Source organism: Roseateles sp. GW821-FHT02E12 (genome assembly GCF_059421665.1).
The window spans coordinates 1-19,795 of the sequence record NZ_JBWKVK010000003.1; the positions used below are offsets into that span (position 1 = coordinate 1).

The 19,795-nt window shown below is 68.1% G+C and carries 20 protein-coding genes; 18 read left to right on the forward strand and 2 right to left on the reverse strand.

Annotated features, from left to right (window positions below; translation table 11 throughout):
- Positions 1 to 543 precede the first annotated feature (543 nt).
- The gene (gene ychF / locus AC07V5_RS18015; RefSeq protein ID WP_495117083.1) at positions 544 to 1,635 is read right to left on the reverse strand and encodes a redox-regulated ATPase YchF; all 1,092 of its coding nucleotides are present in this window, start codon (positions 1,633 to 1,635) and stop codon (positions 544 to 546) included.
- 124 nt (positions 1,636 to 1,759) lie between these two features.
- On the opposite strand from ychF, the gene AC07V5_RS18020 reads away from it, so the two are divergent.
- From AC07V5_RS18020 to AC07V5_RS18070, 11 genes are all read left to right on the forward strand, one after another.
- Entirely contained in the window at positions 1,760 to 2,881 is a 1,122-nt protein-coding gene (locus AC07V5_RS18020; protein ID WP_495117084.1) for an FAD-dependent monooxygenase, read from the forward strand.
- A 20-nt stretch (positions 2,882 to 2,901) separates the two neighbouring features.
- Positions 2,902 to 3,630 carry a DsbC family protein gene (locus tag AC07V5_RS18025; protein WP_495117085.1) on the forward strand — a complete coding sequence of 243 codons (729 nt, stop codon included), beginning with the start codon at positions 2,902 to 2,904 and terminating at the stop codon, positions 3,628 to 3,630.
- 3 nt (positions 3,631 to 3,633) lie between these two features.
- Positions 3,634 to 4,071, forward strand: a complete 438-nt coding sequence (locus AC07V5_RS18030) for a DUF3429 domain-containing protein (protein ID WP_495117086.1) — start codon at positions 3,634 to 3,636, stop codon at positions 4,069 to 4,071.
- Complete coding sequence (locus AC07V5_RS18035; RefSeq protein WP_495117087.1) at positions 4,071 to 5,783, forward strand: M61 family metallopeptidase; 1,713 nt, start codon at positions 4,071 to 4,073, stop codon at positions 5,781 to 5,783. The genes AC07V5_RS18030 and AC07V5_RS18035 overlap by 1 nt, the downstream gene beginning before the upstream one ends.
- Before the next feature lie 16 nt (positions 5,784 to 5,799).
- Positions 5,800 to 6,879 (forward strand): DUF3108 domain-containing protein, encoded by a 1,080-nt coding sequence (locus AC07V5_RS18040; protein ID WP_495117088.1) that lies wholly within the window; start codon positions 5,800 to 5,802, stop codon positions 6,877 to 6,879.
- A complete protein-coding gene (locus AC07V5_RS18045; protein ID WP_495117089.1) occupies positions 6,876 to 7,664 on the forward strand; it encodes an enoyl-CoA hydratase in 789 nt (262 codons plus the stop codon). Before AC07V5_RS18040 ends, AC07V5_RS18045 begins: the two co-directional genes overlap by 4 nt.
- A gap of 183 nt (positions 7,665 to 7,847) precedes the next feature.
- Positions 7,848 to 8,216, forward strand: coding sequence for a DUF4148 domain-containing protein (locus AC07V5_RS18050; protein ID WP_495117090.1), 369 nt, complete (start codon positions 7,848 to 7,850; stop codon positions 8,214 to 8,216).
- 104 nt (positions 8,217 to 8,320) lie between these two features.
- Entirely contained in the window at positions 8,321 to 9,355 is a 1,035-nt protein-coding gene (locus AC07V5_RS18055; RefSeq protein ID WP_495117091.1) for a substrate-binding domain-containing protein, read from the forward strand.
- Positions 9,356 to 9,363: 8 nt separating this feature from the next.
- On the forward strand, positions 9,364 to 10,506 hold the full coding sequence (locus AC07V5_RS18060) for a sugar ABC transporter permease (RefSeq protein WP_495117092.1): 1,143 nt from the start codon (positions 9,364 to 9,366) through the stop codon (positions 10,504 to 10,506).
- Entirely contained in the window at positions 10,503 to 11,252 is a 750-nt protein-coding gene (locus tag AC07V5_RS18065; protein ID WP_495117093.1) for an ATP-binding cassette domain-containing protein, read from the forward strand. The genes AC07V5_RS18060 and AC07V5_RS18065 overlap by 4 nt, the downstream gene beginning before the upstream one ends.
- Positions 11,249 to 11,656 carry a hypothetical protein gene (locus AC07V5_RS18070; protein WP_495117094.1) on the forward strand — a complete coding sequence of 136 codons (408 nt, stop codon included), beginning with the start codon at positions 11,249 to 11,251 and terminating at the stop codon, positions 11,654 to 11,656. The genes AC07V5_RS18065 and AC07V5_RS18070 overlap by 4 nt, the downstream gene beginning before the upstream one ends.
- 4 nt (positions 11,657 to 11,660) lie before the next feature.
- Here the strand turns inward: AC07V5_RS18070 and lysS are convergent, their stop codons facing one another.
- Complete coding sequence (gene lysS / locus AC07V5_RS18075; protein WP_495117095.1) at positions 11,661 to 13,178, reverse strand: lysine--tRNA ligase; 1,518 nt, start codon at positions 13,176 to 13,178, stop codon at positions 11,661 to 11,663.
- 44 nt (positions 13,179 to 13,222) lie between these two features.
- Here lysS and AC07V5_RS18080 point away from each other — a divergent pair, with 44 nt between their 5' ends.
- Genes AC07V5_RS18080 through AC07V5_RS18110 form a run of 7 tightly spaced genes read left to right on the forward strand, consistent with a single transcriptional unit; the run spans position 13,223 to position 19,782 of the window.
- Positions 13,223 to 14,437, forward strand: a complete 1,215-nt coding sequence (locus AC07V5_RS18080; RefSeq protein ID WP_495117096.1) for a lipopolysaccharide biosynthesis protein — start codon at positions 13,223 to 13,225, stop codon at positions 14,435 to 14,437.
- Positions 14,434 to 15,027 carry an acyltransferase gene (locus tag AC07V5_RS18085; protein ID WP_495117097.1) on the forward strand — a complete coding sequence of 198 codons (594 nt, stop codon included), beginning with the start codon at positions 14,434 to 14,436 and terminating at the stop codon, positions 15,025 to 15,027. Before AC07V5_RS18080 ends, AC07V5_RS18085 begins: the two co-directional genes overlap by 4 nt.
- On the forward strand, positions 15,024 to 16,109 hold the full coding sequence (locus AC07V5_RS18090; RefSeq protein ID WP_495117098.1) for a glycosyltransferase: 1,086 nt from the start codon (positions 15,024 to 15,026) through the stop codon (positions 16,107 to 16,109). Before AC07V5_RS18085 ends, AC07V5_RS18090 begins: the two co-directional genes overlap by 4 nt.
- Positions 16,106 to 17,332, forward strand: coding sequence for a glycosyltransferase family 4 protein (locus AC07V5_RS18095; protein WP_495117099.1), 1,227 nt, complete (start codon positions 16,106 to 16,108; stop codon positions 17,330 to 17,332). The genes AC07V5_RS18090 and AC07V5_RS18095 overlap by 4 nt, the downstream gene beginning before the upstream one ends.
- Positions 17,329 to 17,997, forward strand: a complete 669-nt coding sequence (locus AC07V5_RS18100; protein WP_495117100.1) for a class I SAM-dependent methyltransferase — start codon at positions 17,329 to 17,331, stop codon at positions 17,995 to 17,997. The genes AC07V5_RS18095 and AC07V5_RS18100 overlap by 4 nt, the downstream gene beginning before the upstream one ends.
- 19 nt (positions 17,998 to 18,016) lie before the next feature.
- Complete coding sequence (locus AC07V5_RS18105; RefSeq protein WP_495117101.1) at positions 18,017 to 19,177, forward strand: DegT/DnrJ/EryC1/StrS family aminotransferase; 1,161 nt, start codon at positions 18,017 to 18,019, stop codon at positions 19,175 to 19,177.
- Between the two features lie 8 nt (positions 19,178 to 19,185).
- Positions 19,186 to 19,782: a sugar transferase gene (locus AC07V5_RS18110; protein ID WP_495117102.1), complete on the forward strand. Its 597-nt coding sequence runs from the start codon at positions 19,186 to 19,188 to the stop codon at positions 19,780 to 19,782.
- Positions 19,783 to 19,795 lie beyond the last annotated feature (13 nt).

Here is a 19,795-nt window from a genome sequence, read left to right on the forward strand (position 1 = left end):
TGAAAGTAGGTCATCGTCAGGCTATTATTAAAGCCAACCCCCACTATCGAAAGATAGTGGGGGTTTTGCTTTTGGGGCGACGGAATAGTTGCAACCATATCAGCGAGTTAATCGAGTTCGAGTTAACCGATTGGCTGAACTCAATATAGGCGCAGTCGCTTGCCGCTCGGGCAGTGGACAGCGCGCCCAACTGGCTCTGGCCATTGCGCAACTGCTAAAGCAGATTGAGTTTGTTGCTAACCCGCAGCGTCGATGGCGGCTGATCGACCGGCAATCACTCGCAGTGATAAGGCGATCTTCCGCTTACGACGGGTAGTAGATCATCACGCCGGGCATATCTCGTACCAATGGCGATGCGAGAGATTGGTGTGGCCGGTTGGTTCCAGAACTCGCGGGCGAGTTGTTTTCTAATGCCACTGCGCTCAATGGACACGCGAGTTGCCTCAAGCGAGTTGCCTCAAAGTTGTCTCGTCCATGCGGTCCTCGCTGAACAACAAAAAACCCGCCGAAGCGGGTTCTTGAAGACGTTGACGCGGCCGCAGCTCACACATTGAACAGGAAGTGCAAAACGTCACCATCCTTGACGACGTATTCCTTGCCTTCCGCCCGCATCTTGCCGGCGTCCTTGGCGCCTTGCTCGCCGCGGTACTGAACGAAGTCGTCGTAGGCAATCGTCTGCGCGCGGATATAGCCGCGCTCGAAGTCGGTGTGGATGACGCCTGCGGCCTGCGGGCCGGTGTCGCCGACGTGGATGGTCCAGGCGCGTACTTCCTTCACGCCGGCGGTGAAGTAGGTCTGCAGGCCCAGCAGCTTGAAGGCTGCTCGGATCAAGCGATTCAGGCCGGGCTCATCTTGACCCATCTCGGCCAGGAACAGAGCGCGGTCCTCATCGGCCATGTCGGCCAGCTCCGCTTCCGTCTTCGCGCAAATGGCGACGACGGGCGCGTTCTGGCTAGCGGCGTACTCGCGCAGACGGTCCAGGAAGGGGTTGTTCTCGAAACCGTCCTCGGACACGTTGCCGACGAACATGGCTGGCTTGGCCGTGATCAGGCACAGCGGCTTCAGGATGACCAGTTCTTCCTTGCTGAAGTCGATGGAGCGCACGGGCTTGGCTTCGTTCAGCGCCGCCTCGCATTTCTCCAGCACCTTGACCAGCGCGATTGCCTCCTTGTCACCGGCGCGCGCCACCTTGTTGTAGCGGTGCAGGCTCTTCTCCACCGTACCCATATCGGCCAGGCAGAGCTCGGTCTGTATCACCTCGATGTCGGAGATCGGGTCGATCCGGCCGCTGACGTGGATGACGTTCGGGTCCTCGAAGCAGCGCACGACGTTGACGATGGCGTCGGTCTCGCGGATGTGCGAGAGGAACTTGTTGCCCAGGCCCTCACCCTTGCTGGCGCCCGCCACAAGGCCAGCGATGTCGACAAACTCGACGACAGCCGGCATGACGCGCTCGGGCTTGACGATCTCGGCCAGGGCCGCCAGGCGTGGGTCGGGCAGCTCGACGATGCCGACGTTGGGTTCGATCGTGCAGAAGGGGTAGTTCTCGGCAGCGATGCCGGCTTTGGTCAAGGCATTGAAAAGCGTGGACTTGCCGACGTTGGGCAGGCCCACGATGCCGCATTTGAGGCTCATGGCGTGGCTTTCTGGTGGGGAGGCGATCGGCGCGGGCCGGAGCCGAAGCGGGTGATTTTAGTCGGCCAGCGCCTAGCCCGCCCTGGCCTGTGGTTCGGTCATACCCCCTGCCTACAATCGCCGCATGCAAAGCATGGACGTGTTGGTCAAAGGCCGAGGCGCGGTAGGCAGCAGCCTCGCCCTCAGTCTTGCGGCCCAAGGGTTGACAGTTGGGCTGGCCGGTGCACCGGAAGTGGCGCGCGCGGACGACGTGCGGACCTACGCGCTGAATGCGGCGTCCGTCGCCCTGCTGACCGAACTGAAGATCTGGGACAGCCTGCCGGCCGACGCCATCTGCCCGGTCTACGACATGGTCGTCTGTGGCGACACGGCCGCCGACCAGCCCGGGGGGCGCCTGAGCTTTTCGGCCTGGCAGCAGGGTGTTCGCGAACTGGCCGTCATCGTCGACGCCGCAGCGCTGGACACCCAGTTGGCCACGGCACTGCGCTTCTCGCCCCACGTGCACCACGTCGCTGCGAACACGCCGGCTGCACTGACCGCGCTGTGCGAGGGGCGTGAGTCGGCGGCGCGCGAGGCGCTGGGCGTCGAGTTCACACCCAAGGCCTACGGGCACCGCGCGCTGGCCACCCGCCTCGTCGCTGACCAGGCTCACCAGGGCGTTGCACGCCAATGGTTCAACGCGGGCGGCGAAGTACTGGCGCTGCTGCCGTTTGAAAGGCCCAGCCCGGCGCAGTCCTACGGCTTGGTCTGGTCCTGCGCTCAGGATCGCGCCGAAAGCCTGCTCACCATGACCGAGGTCGATTTCGAACGCGAGCTCAATGCCGTCACCACGGGTGCCGCCGGCACGCTGAAGTTGGCTGGCCCCCGTGCCACCTGGCCACTCGCGCTGGCTCGCGCCGAGGCCGTCACTGGCCCCGGTTGGGCCTTGCTCGGCGATGCGGCCCATCTCGTCCACCCGCTGGCCGGCCAGGGGCTCAATCTGGGCCTCGGCGATGTGGCGGCTCTCTCCCTCGTCATCGCGTCGCGCGAGCCCTGGCGGCCGTTGGGCGACGAGCGCCTGCTGCGCCGCTACGCGCGTGAGCGCCTGGCGCCGACGCTGGTGATGGGTGAACTGACCGACGCGCTGCAACGCCTCTTCGCCCATTCCTCGCCTGCCGCGCGCGGCCTGCGCAACCGCGGCCTGGACGCGCTTAATCAACTCACTCCCGTCAAGCGCTGGTTGACCCAGCGCGCTCTCGGACTCTGACTCCTTCCCTGGACGCCACCGTGCTGTATCGCCCCCTTCTTCTCGCAGCTCTGCTCGCATCGAGCCTGTCCGCCTTCGCCAACGAAGCCGTCATCCGCAAGGCCATCACCGAGCGCATGCCCAACGCGCCCAAGATCGACGAGGTGCGACCGTCGCCCATGCCCGGCCTGTGGGAGATCCGCATCGGCAACGAGATCCGCTACACCGACCCGACGGGCTCCTATCTCATCGAGGGTGAGCTCATCGACCTCAAGGGCAAGAAGAACCTCACCGAGGAGCGTGTCACCCAGCTCAACCGCATCGACTTCGCGACACTGCCTTTCAAGGATGCGTTGATGTGGAAGAACGGCAACGGCAAGCGCCGCATTGCCGTCTTTGCCGACCCCAACTGCGGCTACTGCAAGCGCTTCGAGAAGGGGTTGCAGGAGCTCAAGGACGTCACGGTCTACACCTTCCTCATTCCCATCCTCGGTGGCGACTCGCCCGAGAAGACGCGCGCCATCTGGTGTGCCAAGGACGGCACCAACACCTGGCTGGCCTGGATGCTCAAGGGTGAGCAGCCGCCCAAGGCGCCGGCCAACTGCGATGACGCGGCCATCGAGCGCAACCTCGCGCTGTCGCGCAAGATCCACGTCAACGGCACGCCGGCCATCCTGCTGGAAGACGGCAACCGCATTCCGGGCGCCGTCGGTGCCGTCGAACTTGAAAAGCGCCTGCAAGCCCTCGCTGCCGCGAACGGCAAATCCTGATCAATGACTCTTGAACACCGCCAGCTCGCGCATCGGCTGGGCTACGCCGGCCTCATTCCCTTCGTGCTGGGTTGCGCGCTGATCTGGCTGATCGCCGACCGGGACCTCGACCAGCACGCCTTCGTCAGCCTCGCGATGTCGGCCTATGCAGGTCTCGTCATCGCCTTCCTCGGCGGCATCCATTGGGGGCTGTCGTTTGCGCGCGGGCTGCCGGGGCGCCAGCCGCTGGTCTGGGGCGTCTGCGCGGCGCTGCTGGGCTGGCTGGGCGTACTGATGTCGCCGTATGCTGGCCTGGCCCTGCATGGGGGCGTGCTGATCGCCTGCTACGTGGTTGACCGCCGTGTCTACCCGCAACTCGGCGCGGGCGACTGGCTGACGCTGCGTTTCCGGCTCACGGCCGTCGCCTCGCTGAGCTGCTTCCTCGCCGCAGCGGGCAGTTGATGGCCGCGTCGCCTCGCTACCGCATCGAGCTGGCCGATCTCGCGGCCCATCGCTATCGCGTCACGCTGACGCTGCCGGCCCCGGCCGCCGAGCAGGATTTCAGCCTGCCGGTGTGGATCCCGGGCAGCTATCTCGTGCGCGAGTTCGCCAAGCATCTCAGTGGCTTGTGCGCGCACCAGGGCGGCCGCGAACTGGCCGTCGAACAGCTCGACAAGGCCAGCTGGCGCGTGCGCTGCAGCGGCCGCGCGGCCTTGACGCTGAGCTACGACGTCTATGCCTTCGATGCCTCGGTGCGCACCGCCTGGCTGGACAGCCAGCGCGCCTTCTTCAACGCCAGCAGCCTGTGCCTGCGCGCCCACGGCCGCGAGGCCGGCACGCATCGCATCGAGCTGGCCGGCGTGCCCAAGGGCTGGCAGATCGCGACCGAAATGCGCGAGCGAGCGGGTGGCTACGAGGCCGCCGGTTACGACGAGCTGCTGGACCATCCCTTCGAGATCGGCCCGCACTGGCAGGGCGAGTTCAAGGCCGCCGGCGTGCCGCACCGCGTTGTCGTTGCCGGCGCCTGGCCCAGCTTCGACGGCGAGCGGCTGCTGGCCGACGTGCAGCGCATCTGCGAAGCCCAAATTGCCTTTTGGGGCGGGGCGCCATTCGAGCGCTACAGCTTCCTGCTCTGGGCCGTGGACGATGGCCACGGCGGCCTGGAGCACCGGGCCAGCACGGCGCTGATCAGCGCGCGACGTGAGCTGCCGACAGCGGCCGAGTCCAGCACGCCCAGTGACAACTACGCGCGCCTGCTCGGCCTCTTCAGCCACGAGTATTTCCATGCCTGGAACGTCAAGCGGCTGCGCCCGGCCGAGTTCGCCACCTTCGACTACCAACGCGAGAACTACACCGAGCTGCTGTGGTTCTTCGAGGGCTTCACGAGCTACTACGACGAGCTGATGCTGCTGCGCGCCGGCCTTGTCGACGCACCGCGCTATCTCAAGCTGCTGGTTGCCTCGGTCAATGGCGTGCTCGCCGCCCCGGGGCGCCGGGTCCAGCCGCTGAGCGCGGCCAGCTTCGAGGCCTGGACCAAGTACTACCGGCCCGACGAGAACAGCCCCAACGCGACGAGCAACTACTACGCGCAGGGCGCGTTGGTCGCCCTCTGCCTGGACCTGAGCCTGCGCGCGCACAAGTCCAGCCTCGACGCGCTGATGGCACGGCTGTGGCAGGCCAGCGCCGGTGGCCCGATCAGCGAGGGCGACATCCTCGACGCCGTGCAAGCACTGGGCGGAAAAGACGTCCGCGCAAGCCTGCATGCCTGGGTGCATGGCACCGACGAGCTGCCGCTGCGTGAGCTGCTCGACGCGATGGGTGTCGCCTGGCGCGATGAAGGCCGCCAGACCGTGGCGCAGCGCCTCGGCCTGCGCGTGCGCGAAAGTGCGCTCACCGGCATCACCGTCACGCACGTGCTGAGCGGTGGTGCGGCGCAAGCCGGCGGCCTCAACGCGCGCGACGAAGTCATCGGCTGCAACGGCTGGCGGCTGCGCCGGCTGGACGATGCGCCGGCCCTGCTGGCGCCGGGCGAGACGCAGTTGCGCCTGCTCGTCAGCCGCGACCAGCGCCTCGTCGAGCTGGAGGTCGACCTGCCGGCACCGCAGCCGTCCGCTGTCGCGCTGAGCCTGGCCGACAGCACGCACGCCGCACGCCGGCGCTGGCTAGGCGCCTAGACCCAAGATGAGAGCGGTGCGGCCACCGGTCCTGCTGGTGCTGGCGGTGCTGGCCCTGCATCTGCTGGCGGGCCGCGAGGTGCTGCGCATTCATGACGGCTGGGTCAGTGAAGGCCCGCCGCCCATGCCGGCGCGGATGCATGTCGAGTTCGTCCGCGAGATGGAGCAAAAGACGCCGCCTGCCGCTCGCGCCCTGCCGCAAGCCCGGCCGGCCCCCGTTCCTGCGGCCGTGCATGCTGCGGCGCCCCCGCCGGTGGCCTCAGCGCCCCTGCCTGAAGCGGCCTCTGCTCCCGCCAGCCAACCCGAGGCCGTCGCCGCAGCGGCCTCGGTGCCGGCCGAATCGCCGTCGCCCGGGGTGGTTGCCGATGCGGCAGCGCCGGAAACCGAACCCGGCCCCGAGTGGCCGCTCTCCACCCGGCTGAGCTACGAGCTGACCGGCAACTATCGTGGCCCCGTCAGCGGGCAGGCGCAGGTGGAATGGCTGCGCAAGGGCAGGGACTACCAGATCCACCTGGACGTTGGCATCGGCCCCAGCTTCGCGCCCTTGATCACGCGACGCATGAGCAGCCAGGGGCGGTTGACGCCGGGCGGGATCTCGCCGCAACGCTACGACGAGCAGACCCAGGTCATCTTTGGCGAGCCCCGGCGATTCAACCTCATCTTCCTGGGCGGCGAGTCGCCAGCGAATGACGCGAGCGGGGCGTTCCGGTCTGCCGCCCAGGATTCCGCCAGCCAGTTCGTGCAGCTCACCTGGCTCTTCAAGACAGGTCGCGAGCCGATGGAAGTGGGCCGCATCGTGCGCTTCCCCCTGCGCCTGCCCAGCGGCCCCTATGAGTGGCAATACGAGTCGGTGGGCGAAGAGCAACTCGACACCCCCATGGGGCCGCTGACCGCCTGGCATCTCAAGCCGCTCCTGGCTGCACGTGGCGGCGACATGACCGCCGACGTCTGGCTCGCGCCCACGCTGCAATTCCTGCCGGTGCGCCTGCTCATCCGCCAGAACGCCGACACCTACATCGACCTCATGCTCAAAAGCGTGCCGCTGCAGGCCGCGCCAGAATCAGACAACGGTATCCCCAGGAGACTTTCGCAATGACGTACGAATGCATCATCACCGCCGTGCACGGCGACGGCCCGCGCAAGACCGCGCTGATCACGCTGAACCGCCCCAAGGCGCTGAATGCGCTGAACGACCAGCTGATGGACGAGATGGGCGAGGCCCTGCTCGCCTTTGACGCCGACGACAGCATCGGCTCCATCGTGCTGACCGGCTCGGAGCGCGCCTTTGCGGCCGGCGCCGATATCCCGACCATGCTGCCCCACACCTTCGCGTCGGCCTTCAAGAGCGGGCTCATCTCCAAGAACTGGGAAACCATCCTGCGCGTGCGCAAGCCCGTCATCGCGGCGGTGGCAGGTTTTGCCCTGGGCGGCGGCTGCGAGCTGGCCATGATGTGCGACTTCATCATCGCGGCTGACTCGGCCAAGTTTGGCCAGCCTGAGATCAAGCTCGGTGTCGTGCCCGGCGCCGGCGGCACCCAGCGCCTGCCCCGCGCCGTCGGCAAGAGCAAGGCCATGGACATGCTGCTGACCGCCCGCATGATGGGCGCGGCCGAGGCCGAGAGCGCCGGCCTGGTGTCGCGCGTCGTGCCGGCGGACAAGCTGCTGGAGGAGGCCCTTGCTGCCGCCGAGACCATCAACGGCTTCAGCGCCCCCTCGGTCATGCTCATCAAGGAGCTCGTCAACCTGGCCTACCAAGGCCCGCTGACCGACGGCGTGGCCGTGGAGCGCCGCTACTTCCACGCGCTTTTCGGCAGCCACGACCAGCGCGAGGGCATGGAGGCCTTCCTGGCCAAGCGCGCGCCGAACTTCGAGCATCGTTGATTGAGTGTGGCGAGGTGATGACGATCTAGGGATGACTATTTGCGTTGAGTGAATAGTCAGTTCCCGCCAGCCTAGTATTTCTACTGAGGTCGGCTGCCTACAGTTCAGGCCATGGACACCGCGGTCGCGATGTCCGAAGTGTCCAAAGCAGGACGTTCCTGCCAGTAACTGAAGGAGCCCGTCATGAGCAAGCTTTCCACCATCATCGCCGCCACCCTGCTGATCGCCGCCGGTGCCGCATCCGCCCAAACCGCCACGCCGCTGACCCGCGAAGCGGTCATCGCCGACCTGGTTGCCGCCCGCAACAGCGGTGAACTGGCTGCCATCCAAGGCGAGAAGGGCATCGAAGCCACCGCGCCCGCCGCCACGAAGGCCGCCGCTGTCGCTACCGTCAAGCTGCCCCGCCAGGCGGTGCTGACGATCAAGCCGACCGAAGTGCGCAGCGAAACCACCGCCGCCCTGGCTGCTGACCACGGCGAAAACGCTGCCCGCGAACTGGGTGATTTCCCGGCCCCGATCGTTCGCCGCGCCTCCGCGCTTGCCGCGCGCTGAAACAAAGCGGTTTCAAACCGATGAAAGGCGACCCGAGAGGGTCGCTTTTTTCTTGTCTGCGTTCCTAGAATCCGCGGCCCGCACAGAAGGGCGTTGGAGACAAGATGCGAATGCAGCAAGTGTGGGCAGCGGCAACGCTGGTGATGAGTTCAATGGCCTCGATGACAGCGTTGGCTGCCGGCCCCGTGGTGGGCGTGAGCTGGTCCAACTTCCAGGAAGAGCGCTGGAAGACCGACGAGACCGCGATCAAGGCCGAGCTGGCCCGCCTGGGCGCCAGCTATGTGAGCGCCGATGCCGGCGGCTCGCCCGAGAAGCAGATCGCCGACGTCGAGTCCCTGCTCGCCAAGGGCGCCAAGGTGCTCATCATCCTGGCCATGGACAAGGACGCCATTGCGCCTGCGCTGAACAAGGCCAAGGCCCGCAAGGTGCCGGTGCTGGCCTATGACCGCCTCATCGAGGCGCCCGAGGTCTTCTACCTGACCTTCGACAACCGCGAGGTCGGCCGCCTGCAGGCCAAGGCCGTGCTGGCCGCCAAGCCGCAGGGCCGCTACGTGATGATCAAAGGCTCGCCCAGCGACCCGAACGCCGACTTCCTGCGGGCCGGCCAGCAGGACGCGCTGGCCGAGGCGGTGAAGAAGGGCGACGTGAAGATCGTTGCCGAGGAATACACCGACGGCTGGAAGCCGGAGGTGGCCCAGAAGAACATGGAGCAGATCCTCACCAAGCTTAAGGGTGGGGTCGACGCGGTCGTGGCCAGCAACGACGGCACGGCCGGCGGCGCGATTGCCGCTTTAGGCGGGCGTGGCCTGAAGGGCGTGCCGGTCAGCGGCCAGGATGCCGATCACGCGGCGTTGAACCGCATCGCCCTGGGCACGCAGACCGTATCGGTCTGGAAGGACTCGCGAGCGCTCGGCAAGGAGGCGGCCTCCGCCGCTGTGCAACTGGCCGCAGGCCAGAAGGTCGACGGCGCCGCAGCCTGGGCCGGCGGTGAACGCAAGGTCTCGCTGCAAGCCAAGTTCCTCGCGCCGGTGGCCATCACGCAGGCCAACCTGGACCAGGTCATCAGCGCCGGCTGGGTGTCCAAGGCCGTCGTCTGCAAGGGCGTCGACGCGGCCAAGGCCCCGGCCGCCTGCAAATAGGAGAGGCGATGAGCGCCCAGACCCAGCGGCTCGCCGTCATGGCGGCCGTGCTGGTGGCCATCGCCATCGGCTTTCATGTGCTCACCGGCAGCTTCCTGACGGCGGAGAACCTCTACAACATCGCGCAGCAGACAGCGGTCGTCGGCATCGTCGCCAGCGGCATGGCGCTGATCATCGTCGCGCGCCAGATCGACCTGGCCGTCGGCTCGCTGCTCGGCGCCGTGGGCGTGCTGATGGCCTGGCTGCAGTACACGCACGGGTGGTCGGTCGTCGCGTCGCTGTTCGCCGGCCTCGGCCTTGCGCTGCTCGTGGGGTTGTTCCATGGCTGGCTGTCGGCGGTCGTCGGCATTCCGTCCTTCGTCGTGACGCTCGGCGGCCTCGTGTCGCTGCGCGGCGTCGCCTTCCTGATTGCCGATGGCAAGACGCAGCCGATCAGCGAGCCCTGGCTGCTGGCGCTGGGCGGTGGGCTGGATGGCTCGCTCGGTGAGCGCGGCAGCTGGCTGTTGGGCGTCGTGCTCGTTGCCGCGCTGTGGGGCTGGCAGCTCGTGCAGCGCCGGGCGCAACAGCGCGCCGGCGGTGTGCCGGGCGATATGAAGCATGAGCTGCTGAAGGGTGGCCTTGCGGCGCTGGCCGTGTTCGGGTCGGTCGCCGTCTTCAATGCCTACCGCATCGAAGGCCAGGAGCAGGGCCAGGGCTTGCCGCTGCCCCTCGTCATCTGGGTGGCCGTCGTGCTGCTGCTGGGCTTCGTCGCCAAGCACACGCGTTTCGGCCGCTACGTCTACGCGATTGGCGGCAACCCCGACGCGGCGCGGCTGGCCGGCATCCCGGTGCGGCGCGTGATGATCCAGCTGAACCTGCTGCTGGCCGCGCTGGTGGCATTGGCGGCGGTCGTCGCGATGGCGCGACTGAACGCGGGCACCAACTCGATGGGCACGGGCATGGAGCTGACCGTCATCGCGGCGGCCGTCATCGGGGGCGTATCGCTCGCCGGCGGCAGCGGCAGCGTGGGTGGCACGGTGCTGGGTGCGCTCATCATCCAGAGCATCGACAGCGGCCTGCTGCTGACCGATGTGGGCATTGGCTGGCGCATGGTCGTGCTGGGCCAGGTGCTGGTGGCAGCCGTCGTGTTTGACCGGGTGGTGCAGAAATGAGCGCGTTGCTTGAAGTGCGCGATGCGCGCAAATCGTTCGGCGGCGTGCATGCGGTCGATGGCATCAGCCTGAGCCTGGCGCCCGGCGAGGTGCTGGCTGTGCTGGGCCACAACGGCGCCGGCAAGTCCACGCTGATGCAGATGATCGCGGGGGCGCTGCCCTTCGATGGTGGCGAACTGCTGCTGAACGGCCAGGCGGTGAAGTTCGCGAGCCCCGCCGACTCGCGCGCCGCCGGCATCGAGACCATCCACCAGAAGCTGGCCCTGGCCGACAACCTCGATTCAGTCGCCAACCTCTTCCTCGGCCGCGAGCTGCGCACGCGGTTCGGTTTGCTGGACGACGCGGCCATGCGGGCCGCCGCGGTGCCGCTGTTCGCGCGGTTGAACCCCAACTTCAAGAACATCGCCGACCCGGTGGTGTCGCTGTCCGGCGGCCAGCGCCAGGTCGTCGCCATCGCCCGCGCGCTGCAGTTCAAGGCCCGCGTGCTGATCATGGACGAGCCCTGCGCGGCACTCGGCCCTGCCGAGACGGCCATGGTCCACGACCTGATCCGTCGTCTCAGCGCCGAGGGCGTGGGCATCCTGCTCGTCACCCATGACATGCCTGACGTGTTCGCGCTGTCCCACCGCCTGGCCGTCATGAAAAACGGCCGCCTGGTGGGCGTCTGCCGCACGGCCGACGTCAACGAGGACGAGGTGCTGGCGATGATCATTGCGGGCAAGGCGCCGGCTTCAGTAGCCGCATGATCTTCGCGGTTGAATCCGCTTCAGGGGCCAGGCGCTGGATTTCAGCGCTGCTGGGGGCTCAGGCGGACGCAGTCGAGTTCATCGCCAGTTTGCCGATCGAGCCACGCCGAGTGCATCGCATCATCGACACGGGGCTGACGCACTTCCCCGTCTTCATCCTTGAAGGAGACGGTTTCGAGTTCTGCTCAGCGCCCGCGCTGATCGAGCGACTGCGCGCGCTTGTGCCTGCGGGCGACGCCGAGTACGTTCACATGCATGTGTACGCATCGGCGTCGCCTTTCATGAGCCTCGCGGGACGCGACGAAATGGGGCGATTGCCTCACTGGCATGTCAGCAACCGGGAGCTGTCGGGGCCTCGTCGAGACGAGCTTTTGGAGGCCTTCGCGGGTTTCGGCGCTCGCTGAGGCTTCACGATTCCCGACGCAGCGCCGGGAACAGGATCACGTCGCGGATCGACGGGCTGTCGGTGATCAGCATCATCAGCCGGTCGATGCCGATACCGCAGCCGCCGGTCGGGGGCATGCCGTATTCCAACGCGCGGATGAAGTCGGCGTCGTAGTACATCGCCTCCTCGTCCCCGTCGTCCTTGTTGGCCACCTGGGCCTGGAAGCGGGCAGCCTGGTCTTCGGCGTCGTTCAGCTCTGAGAAGCCGTTGGCGTACTCGCGGCCGGTGATGAAGAGCTCGAAGCGCTCGGTGATCTTCGGGTTGTCATCCGACGCGCGGGCCAGCGGCGACACCTCGACGGGGTAGTCGATGATGAAGGTGGGCTCCCAGAGCTTCTCTTCCACGACCGCCTCGAACAGGCCGAACTGCAGCTCAGCCAGGCTCCAGCGTGCGGGCGCCTCTTCACCGGCGGCGACGATCCTGGCGCGCAGCACCTCGGGCGAATCGGCTTCCTCGCCCGTCAGGCCGGCGAACTGGATCAGCGACTCGCGCACCGACACGCGTGCAAACGGCTTGTCCAGCGCCACCGGCTTGCCGGCATAGGTCAGCGCGGCGCTGCCCGTGGCAACCACCGCTGCATGGCGCAGCACGGCCTCGGTGAAGTCCATGATGTCGTGATGCGTCCAGTAGGCCGCATAGAACTCCATCATCGTGAACTCGGGGTTGTGGCGAACCGAGATGCCTTCGTTGCGGAAGTTGCGGTTGATCTCGAACACGCGCTCGAAGCCACCCACCACCAGCCGCTTCAGGTAGAGCTCCGGCGCAATGCGCAGGAACATCTCCTGATCCAGCGCGTTGTGGTGGGTCTTGAACGGCTTGGCGTTGGCGCCGCCCGGGATGGGGTGGAGCATGGGGGTCTCGACTTCCAGGAAGTCGTGGTCCACCATGAAGCTGCGAATGGCCGACACCGCCTTGGAGCGCGCCTTGAAGCGCTCACGCGCATCCTCGTCGGTGATGAGGTCGACGTAGCGCTGGCGGTACTTCTGCTCCTGGTCGCTCATGCCGTGGAACTTGTCCGGCAGCGGGCGCAGGCTCTTGGTGAGCAGGCGCAGCGTCGTGACCGTGATGGTCAGCTCGCCGGTCTTGGTCTTCATCAGCGTGCCTTCGCCGCCGAGGATGTCGCCCAGGTCCCAGTGCTTGAAGGCGTCGTAGACCTCAGGCCCGACGTTGTCGATGGTCACGCGCAGCTGGATGCGGCCGGTGGCGTCCTGCAGCGTGCAGAAGCTCGCCTTGCCCATCACGCGCTTGAGCATCATGCGGCCGGCCACGCTGACCTTCACGGCCAGGGGCTCCAAGTCCTCGATGCGCACCTCGTCGTACTGGGCGTGCAACGCCAGAGCACGGTGCTGGGGCTTGAAATCGTTGGGGAAGGGGATCGGGTTCGAGGCCCGCAGCGCGGCGAGTTTTTCGCGGCGTTCGGTGATCAGCTGGTTCTCGTCAGCCTGGGCGGCGGGGGCGGGAGTCGGTGTGGCTTGGGTCATTGCGGGCCTTGGTGAATCCGCGATTTTAGAATCGCTCGCCCCCTATGAGCCTGACGCGCGCCACACTCACCTTGCTTGCCGGCAGCGCGCTGGCCCAGGCACTGCCACTTTTGCTGGGGCCGTGGATCGCCCGGCTGTACACGCCGGCCGAGTACGGCCAGTTCTCGCTGGTGTGGACGGTGGCCGCCAATCTGGCCGTGGTGGGCTGTGCACGCTACGAATTTGCGCTGGCGCTGGAAGACGACAACAGCGCGCCCCGGCTGCTGGCCTTGTGCCTGCGGGTGCTGATGGCCGTGACCGCCGCCGCAGTGCTGCTGGGCGTGGCCTGGATGCTGTGGCGCGGGCTGCCGCTGGCAGCGGCGCTGCCGGTGGCAGTGGCGGCGCTGGCGGCCAGCCAGGCGCTGGCCCAGTGGGCGGCGCGTGCTGGCGCGTTTGCTGCCGTGTCGTGGGCAAGGGTCATGCAATGGGGCGGCGGGGCGCTGGCACAGCTGGGGCTGGGCCTGGCGCAGGCCGGCCCCTGGGGCCTGCTGGGCGGGGCCACGCTGGCCACGGCCTGCGCGGCTGCGCTGCAAGCCCGCCCGGCGCCGGCCGGCGGCTGGGCGAGCCTGCTGCGGCGCCAGCCACTGCACGACCTGGCCCGCAAGCACCGCGATTTCCCGCTGCTCAACACGCCGCACGCATTTGCCGGCGCCCTGCAGGACACCCTGACGCTGGCGCTACTCAGTGCCTGGCTGGGCGCAGCCGAGGCCGGCGCCTGGGCCCTGGCGCTGCGCTATCTCAAGGCGCCCGCCAGCCTGGTGGGCGGGGCGCTGTCGCAGACCCTCTACCCCCAACTCACCCGTACCACCGATCCGCAGGCTGCGCTGGCCCTGGTGCGCCGCAGCCTTGCGCTGCTGGCGGCCCTGGCGCTGCCGCTGATGGCGCTGCTGCTGCTGGCTGGGCCCTGGGCGTTCGAGCAGCTGTTCGGTGCGGCGTGGCGGCCAGCGGGCGAGCTGGCGCGGGCGCTGGCACCCTACGTGGCCCTGCATTTCATCGCCTCGCCACTGTCCGTCGTGCCCATGGCCTGGGGCTTGCAGGCCTGGGCGCTGAAACTCGCGCTGGTAGGGCAGCTCGTTTTCCTGGCAGGCCTCGCGCTGGGCCTGACACTGGGCGGCCTGACCGGTGCCGGTTGGGGCGTGTCGGCGGTGACGGCGTGCTACTTTGGCTATTTTTTCTGGGGCCTGCTGCGGCGGGCGCCCTCGATCAAGGAGATGCCGTGAAGGCAAGCCTGGCAAGGCGGGCGTGGCAGCCGGTGAAGCAACTCGTCTCGCGCCTGTGGGGGCCGCGGATGGTGGGCGGCTTCGTGCGCGGTGATGGCGAGTTCCTCCCGCACACCCGGCTGAGCAACAGCACCGTGGTGTTTGCCCGAGACAAGCTGGACGTTGGCGACCATGTCTTCATCGGCCACTTCAGCGTGCTGGACGCCACCTACGGTCTGCGCATCGGCGAGGGCTGCCAGATTGGCTTCTTCACCGGCGTGTTCACCCACTCCAGCCACGCCGCCATCCGCCTCTACGGCCGCGAGTACGTCAACGTGCCAGAGAAAAAGGCCTACTTCACCGCGTCGGTGGAGCTGGGGCCTTACTGCTTCGTCGGCGCGCACGCCACGTTGCTGCCTGGCACCCGGCTGGGCAAGGGCTGCCTGGTGTCGGCCTACAGCCTGGTGCAGGGCGAGTTCCCGGACCATGCCATCCTCGCCGGCCAGCCGGCCCGGATCGTGGGCGACACCCGCAAGAAAGACGCCGAGCTGCTGCGCCAGCACCCCGAGCTGGCGGCTCATTACCAGGCCTGGGCGGGGGCGCTGCCGTGAGCCAGCCAGCCCTGGGCGGGGGGCTCAAACTCGTCCTCATCGGCGACGGCGAAAGCCCCCACCTGTTGAAGTGGGCCCGCGCGCTCAATCCGCGCGTGCAGCTGCATGCGGTGTCGTCGCGCGGCTTCCTGCCCGAGTTCCTGCAGCTGCTGCCCGACGCGCGCCGGCTGGCGCTGAACACCGAACCCGATCACGCCGGCGGCAATGTCGCGCTGATCAAGCAACTGCCCAAGCTCGGCGCCTGGCTGGCCGACACCGACGCCGACTGGCTGCACGCCCACTACCTGACCTCGCACGGGTCGCTCGCCTGGGCCGCCCGGTTGGGCTGGCGGCTGCGCGCCCAGATCGCCGGCTCGGCCTGGGGCAGTGACATCCTCGTCACGCCGCAGCGTGGCGGCGCCTGGCGCTGGATGACGAAGAAGGTGCTGCGCAACTGCGCGCTGACGACGTCCGACTCGGTCTACATGGCCGAGCGCATGCGCGAGCTCGGCGCGGGCGAGGTGATGACTTTCCCGTTTGGCCTCGAAGCCATGCCAAGGCAGAACGTGAAAAAGCAGCCCTGGCTGTGCTTTGCCAACCGCGGGCTGGAGCCGATCTACCGGCCGCATCTCGTCATTGACGCCTTTGCTCGCATCAGCGCGGCGCAGCCCGATGCGCGCCTCGTCGTCGCGAACGATGGCTCTTTGCGCCAGGCGCTGGAGGGCGACGTCGCTGCCCGCGGCCTGGCCGACAAGATCAGCTTCGTCGGCCGCCTCGATGCGCAAGCCCAGGCCGGCCACTACGCCCGTTCGACCTGGTTCCTGAGCCTGCCCGAGAGCGATTCGGTGTCGGTCTCGGTGCTGGAGGCCATGGCCCACGGTTGTGTGCCGCTGCTGTCCGAACTGCCCGCCAACCGCGAGTTGATCGGCGATTCGGCGCGTGGTCTCATCGTCGGCTCGCTGGACGACCTGCCGGCGCGCATGGCAACGCTGGACACCGCCAAGCTCGCCCTCGTCAACCGCGACTGGATGGCGGCCAACGGCCTTTTCGAGCCGCATGTGCAGCGCTTCCTGACCCGACTGAAAGAGCTGACGCCCGCATGAGGATCCTCCTCGTCAACCACTACGCCGGCTCTCCCGCCCACGGCATGGAGTTCCGCCCCTACTACCTCGCCCGCGAGTGGGTCAGGGCGGGGCACGAGGTCACCATCGTGGCGGCCAGCCACTCGCATGTGCGCGCCGTGCAGCCCGAGATGGCAGGCGAGCCGAGAGAAGAGCTCATCGACGGCATCCGCTACCGCTGGCTCCCCACGCCGCAGTACGCCGGCAACGGCGTGGGGCGGCTGCGCAACATCCTGTCCTTCCTGCGCCAGCTGCGCGCCGACGCCTGGCGGCTGACGCGCGAGTTCCGGCCCGACGCCGTCATCGCGTCCAGCACCTACCCGATGGACGTGTGGGTCGCCAGGAAGCTCGCCAAGCTGGCGAAAGCCAAGCTCGTCTACGAGGTGCACGACCTCTGGCCGCTGTCGCTGATCGAGCTGTCGGGCATGTCGCCGCACCACCCGTTCGCACTGATGTGCGGCAAGGCGGAAGCCGATGCCTACCGCGATGCCAACGTCGTCGTGTCCATGCTGCCTTGCGTGCAGGAGCACATGGCCTCCCGGGGCCTGGATCTGAGCAAGCTCCACATCGTTCCCAACGGCTTCGCGCCCGAGGAGTGGCAGGGCGAGAGCGCGCCGCTGGGCGCGACGCTCGCCGCCCACCTGGACGCCGAGCGCGCAGCCGGCCGTGTCATCGTCGGCTACGCCGGCTCCATGGGCCTGCCCAATGCGCTGGATGTGCTGCTCGACGCCGCCAAGCGCGTGCAGGATGCGCCGCTCAGTTTCGTGCTGGTGGGCAGCGGCCACGAGGCCACGCGGCTGGCCGACCGCGCCACAGCCGAGGGCCTGAAGCACGTGCGCTTCTTTGCGCCGATCCCGAAGGCCCAGATCCCGACGCTGCTGGCTGGCTTCGACATCGCCTACATCGGCTGGCAGCGCACGCCCATCTACCGCTTCGGCATCGCGCCCAACAAGCTCATCGACTACCTGATGGCGGGGCGCGCCGTGCTGCATTCGGTCGAGGCCGGCAACGACCCCGTTGCCGAGGCCGGCGCGGGCTTGACCGTTCCGCCAGAGGATGCCGAGGCCGTGGCGCAGGGGCTGTTGAAGCTTGCGGCATTGACGCCCGAGCAGCGCGCCGAGATGGGCCAGCGCGGCCGCGCGTTTGCGATGGCCCACCATGCCTATCCCGTGCTTGCAGCCCGCTTCATCGAGGCCTTGTCATGAGCGAGCTGGAACAGATCGCCGAGCGCTACGCCCGCCGCGATGCAGGCGACCGCTACAGCCTGCTGCGCCCCGAGGTCTGGCAGATGTGGCAGGAGCGCCAGCGCGAGTTGCTGAAGCTGTTGGCCCAACGCCCCGGCCGCCCGGCCGACTGGCGCGCCACGGAGGTGGGCTGTGGCGCCGGTGGCAACCTGCTGGACCTGCTGCGCCTGGGGCTATTGCCGGCTCACCTGACCGGCATCGAGCTGCTGCCCGAACGGCTGGCCGCCGCCCATGCGGCCCTGCCAGAGGGCGTGCGCCTGCTCGCGGGTGACGCAGCCACGGCCGAGGTTGCGCCCGCCAGCCAGGACCTGGTGCTGCAGTCCACCGTCTTCTCGTCCATCCTCGACGACGCGCTGCAGCAGCGCGTGGCCGACGCGATGTGGCGGTGGCTCAAGCCCGGTGGCGCCGTCGTCTGGTACGACTTCACCGTCAACAACCCCCGCAACCCCGATGTGCGTGGCGTACCGCTCAAGCGCGTGCACGAGCTTTTCCTGCACGGCCTCTTCACCGCCCGCCGCGTCACGCTCGCGCCACCGCTGGCCCGGGCCCTCCCGGCCGCCTACGGCCTCTTCAACCTCGTTCCCTGGCTGCGCACGCACCGCCTGGTTCTGATCGAGAAACACTGATCGTCGAAAATCCCGCCCCATGAGTGCCCAGCCCTTCCTTCCCTTTGCTCTGCCCGACCTCGGCGATGACGAGATTGCCGAAGTTGTCGACACGCTGAAATCCGGCTGGATCACCACCGGCCCCAAGGCCAAGCGCTTCGAGCAGGCCTTCGCCGAGTTCCTGGGCGACCCGCAGATCGAGTGCATCGCCGTGAACTCAGCCACCGCCGGCCTGCACCTGGCCCTGGAAGCCATCGGCCTCGGCCCTGGCGACGAGGTCATCACGACGACCCACACCTTCACGGCCACGGCCGAGGTGGTGCGCTACCTCGGCGCTGACGTGAAGCTGGTCGATATCGACCCCGCGACGATGAACATCGACATTGCCGCCATCGAGGCTGCGATCACGCCCAAGACCCGCGCCATCCTGCCCGTGCACTACGCCGGCCTGGCGGTGGACATGCTGGCCATCCTCGACATCGCCCGCCGCCACGGCCTGCGCGTCATCGAGGACGCCGCCCACGCGTTGCCGACAACCCTCGAGAAAGAGCTGATCGGCACGCTGGGCAGCGACGCCACCGTCTTCAGCTTCTACGCCAACAAGACCATGACGACGGGCGAGGGCGGCATGCTGGTGACGCGCAACGCCGAGCTGGCCAAGCGCGCCCGCGTGATGCGCCTGCACGGCATGAGCCGCGACGCCTTCGACCGCTTCACGGCCAAGGTGCCCAGCTGGTACTACGAGATCGTCGCGCCCGGCTTCAAGTACAACCTGACCGACATCGCCGCGGCAATGGGCCTGCACCAGCTCAAGCGCCTGCCGGGCTTCCAGGTGAAGCGCGAGCGGATCGCGATGCGTTATCACGAGGCCCTGGCCGACCTGCCGCTGGTGCTGCCTCCGGATGCGCCCGAGGGCGACAAGCATTCCTGGCATCTTTACGTCGTGCGCCTGGCGGACGACGCCGGCATCACGCGCGACGCCTTCATCGAGGGCATGTACGCTGCCGGCATCGGCTGCAGCGTGCATTACGTGCCCCTGCATCAGCATCCCTACTGGCGCGACCGCTACGGTCTGACACCCGAGCAGTTCCCGCATTCGCAAAAAGCCTACGAGCGCACGGTCAGCCTGCCGCTGTACACGGCGATGAGCGATGCGGACGTCGAGCGCGTCATCGCCGCGGTGCGCGCGTTGCTGGGCTGAGTGCCGGCTTGATCAAGCGGCTCTTCGACGTGATCTGTTCGGCGCTGGGGCTGCTGGTGCTCGCACCCGTGCTGCTGCTGGCCGCCGCCTGGGTCAAGCTCGACTCGCCGGGCCCGGCGCTGTTCCGCCAGACCCGCGTCGGCCGCTTCGGCGTGCCCTTCACCATCCACAAGTTCCGCACGATGCGCGTCGAGCCCGGCGCGGCCATCACGGTGGGCGCCGACCCGCGCATCACCCGCTCGGGCCACCTGCTGCGCCAGACCAAGCTGGACGAGCTGCCCCAGCTCTGGGACGTGCTGCGCGGCGCGATGAGCCTCGTCGGCCCGCGGCCGGAGCTGCCCCGCTATGTCGAGCTGTACCCCGCCGATCTGCGCGAGCGCGTGCTGTCCGTCCGCCCCGGTATCACCGACCCGGCGTCGCTCGCCTTCAGCCACGAGGCCGAGCTGCTGGCCGCGGCCGCCGACCCCGAGCGCGAGTACCGCGAGGTCATCCTGCCCGCCAAGCTGAAGCTGTCGGCCGACTATGCGGCCAGCGCGAGCCTCGCGACCGACCTGCGGCTCATCCTCGCCACGCTGGCGCGTGTGGCCGGTATTCGGCGCGGCTGACAATCCCTCTCCA

What these genes read in the sequence shown, in the direction of transcription:
- ychF (WP_495117083.1), bottom strand. Translation starts at nt 1,635, where the DNA reads ATGAGCCTCAAATGCGGCATCGTGGGCCTGCCCAACGTCGGCAAGTCC.
- AC07V5_RS18020 (WP_495117084.1), top strand. Translation starts at nt 1,760, where the DNA reads ATGCAAAGCATGGACGTGTTGGTCAAAGGCCGAGGCGCGGTAGGCAGC.
- AC07V5_RS18030 (WP_495117086.1), top strand. Translation starts at nt 3,634, where the DNA reads ATGACTCTTGAACACCGCCAGCTCGCGCATCGGCTGGGCTACGCCGGC.
- AC07V5_RS18035 (WP_495117087.1), top strand. Translation starts at nt 4,071, where the DNA reads ATGGCCGCGTCGCCTCGCTACCGCATCGAGCTGGCCGATCTCGCGGCC.
- AC07V5_RS18045 (WP_495117089.1), top strand. Translation starts at nt 6,876, where the DNA reads ATGACGTACGAATGCATCATCACCGCCGTGCACGGCGACGGCCCGCGC.
- AC07V5_RS18050 (WP_495117090.1), top strand. Translation starts at nt 7,848, where the DNA reads ATGAGCAAGCTTTCCACCATCATCGCCGCCACCCTGCTGATCGCCGCC.
- AC07V5_RS18055 (WP_495117091.1), top strand. Translation starts at nt 8,321, where the DNA reads ATGCGAATGCAGCAAGTGTGGGCAGCGGCAACGCTGGTGATGAGTTCA.
- AC07V5_RS18060 (WP_495117092.1), top strand. Translation starts at nt 9,364, where the DNA reads ATGAGCGCCCAGACCCAGCGGCTCGCCGTCATGGCGGCCGTGCTGGTG.
- AC07V5_RS18065 (WP_495117093.1), top strand. Translation starts at nt 10,503, where the DNA reads ATGAGCGCGTTGCTTGAAGTGCGCGATGCGCGCAAATCGTTCGGCGGC.
- AC07V5_RS18070 (WP_495117094.1), top strand. Translation starts at nt 11,249, where the DNA reads ATGATCTTCGCGGTTGAATCCGCTTCAGGGGCCAGGCGCTGGATTTCA.
- lysS (WP_495117095.1), bottom strand. Translation starts at nt 13,178, where the DNA reads ATGACCCAAGCCACACCGACTCCCGCCCCCGCCGCCCAGGCTGACGAG.
- AC07V5_RS18080 (WP_495117096.1), top strand. Translation starts at nt 13,223, where the DNA reads ATGAGCCTGACGCGCGCCACACTCACCTTGCTTGCCGGCAGCGCGCTG.
- AC07V5_RS18095 (WP_495117099.1), top strand. Translation starts at nt 16,106, where the DNA reads ATGAGGATCCTCCTCGTCAACCACTACGCCGGCTCTCCCGCCCACGGC.
- AC07V5_RS18100 (WP_495117100.1), top strand. Translation starts at nt 17,329, where the DNA reads ATGAGCGAGCTGGAACAGATCGCCGAGCGCTACGCCCGCCGCGATGCA.
- AC07V5_RS18105 (WP_495117101.1), top strand. Translation starts at nt 18,017, where the DNA reads ATGAGTGCCCAGCCCTTCCTTCCCTTTGCTCTGCCCGACCTCGGCGAT.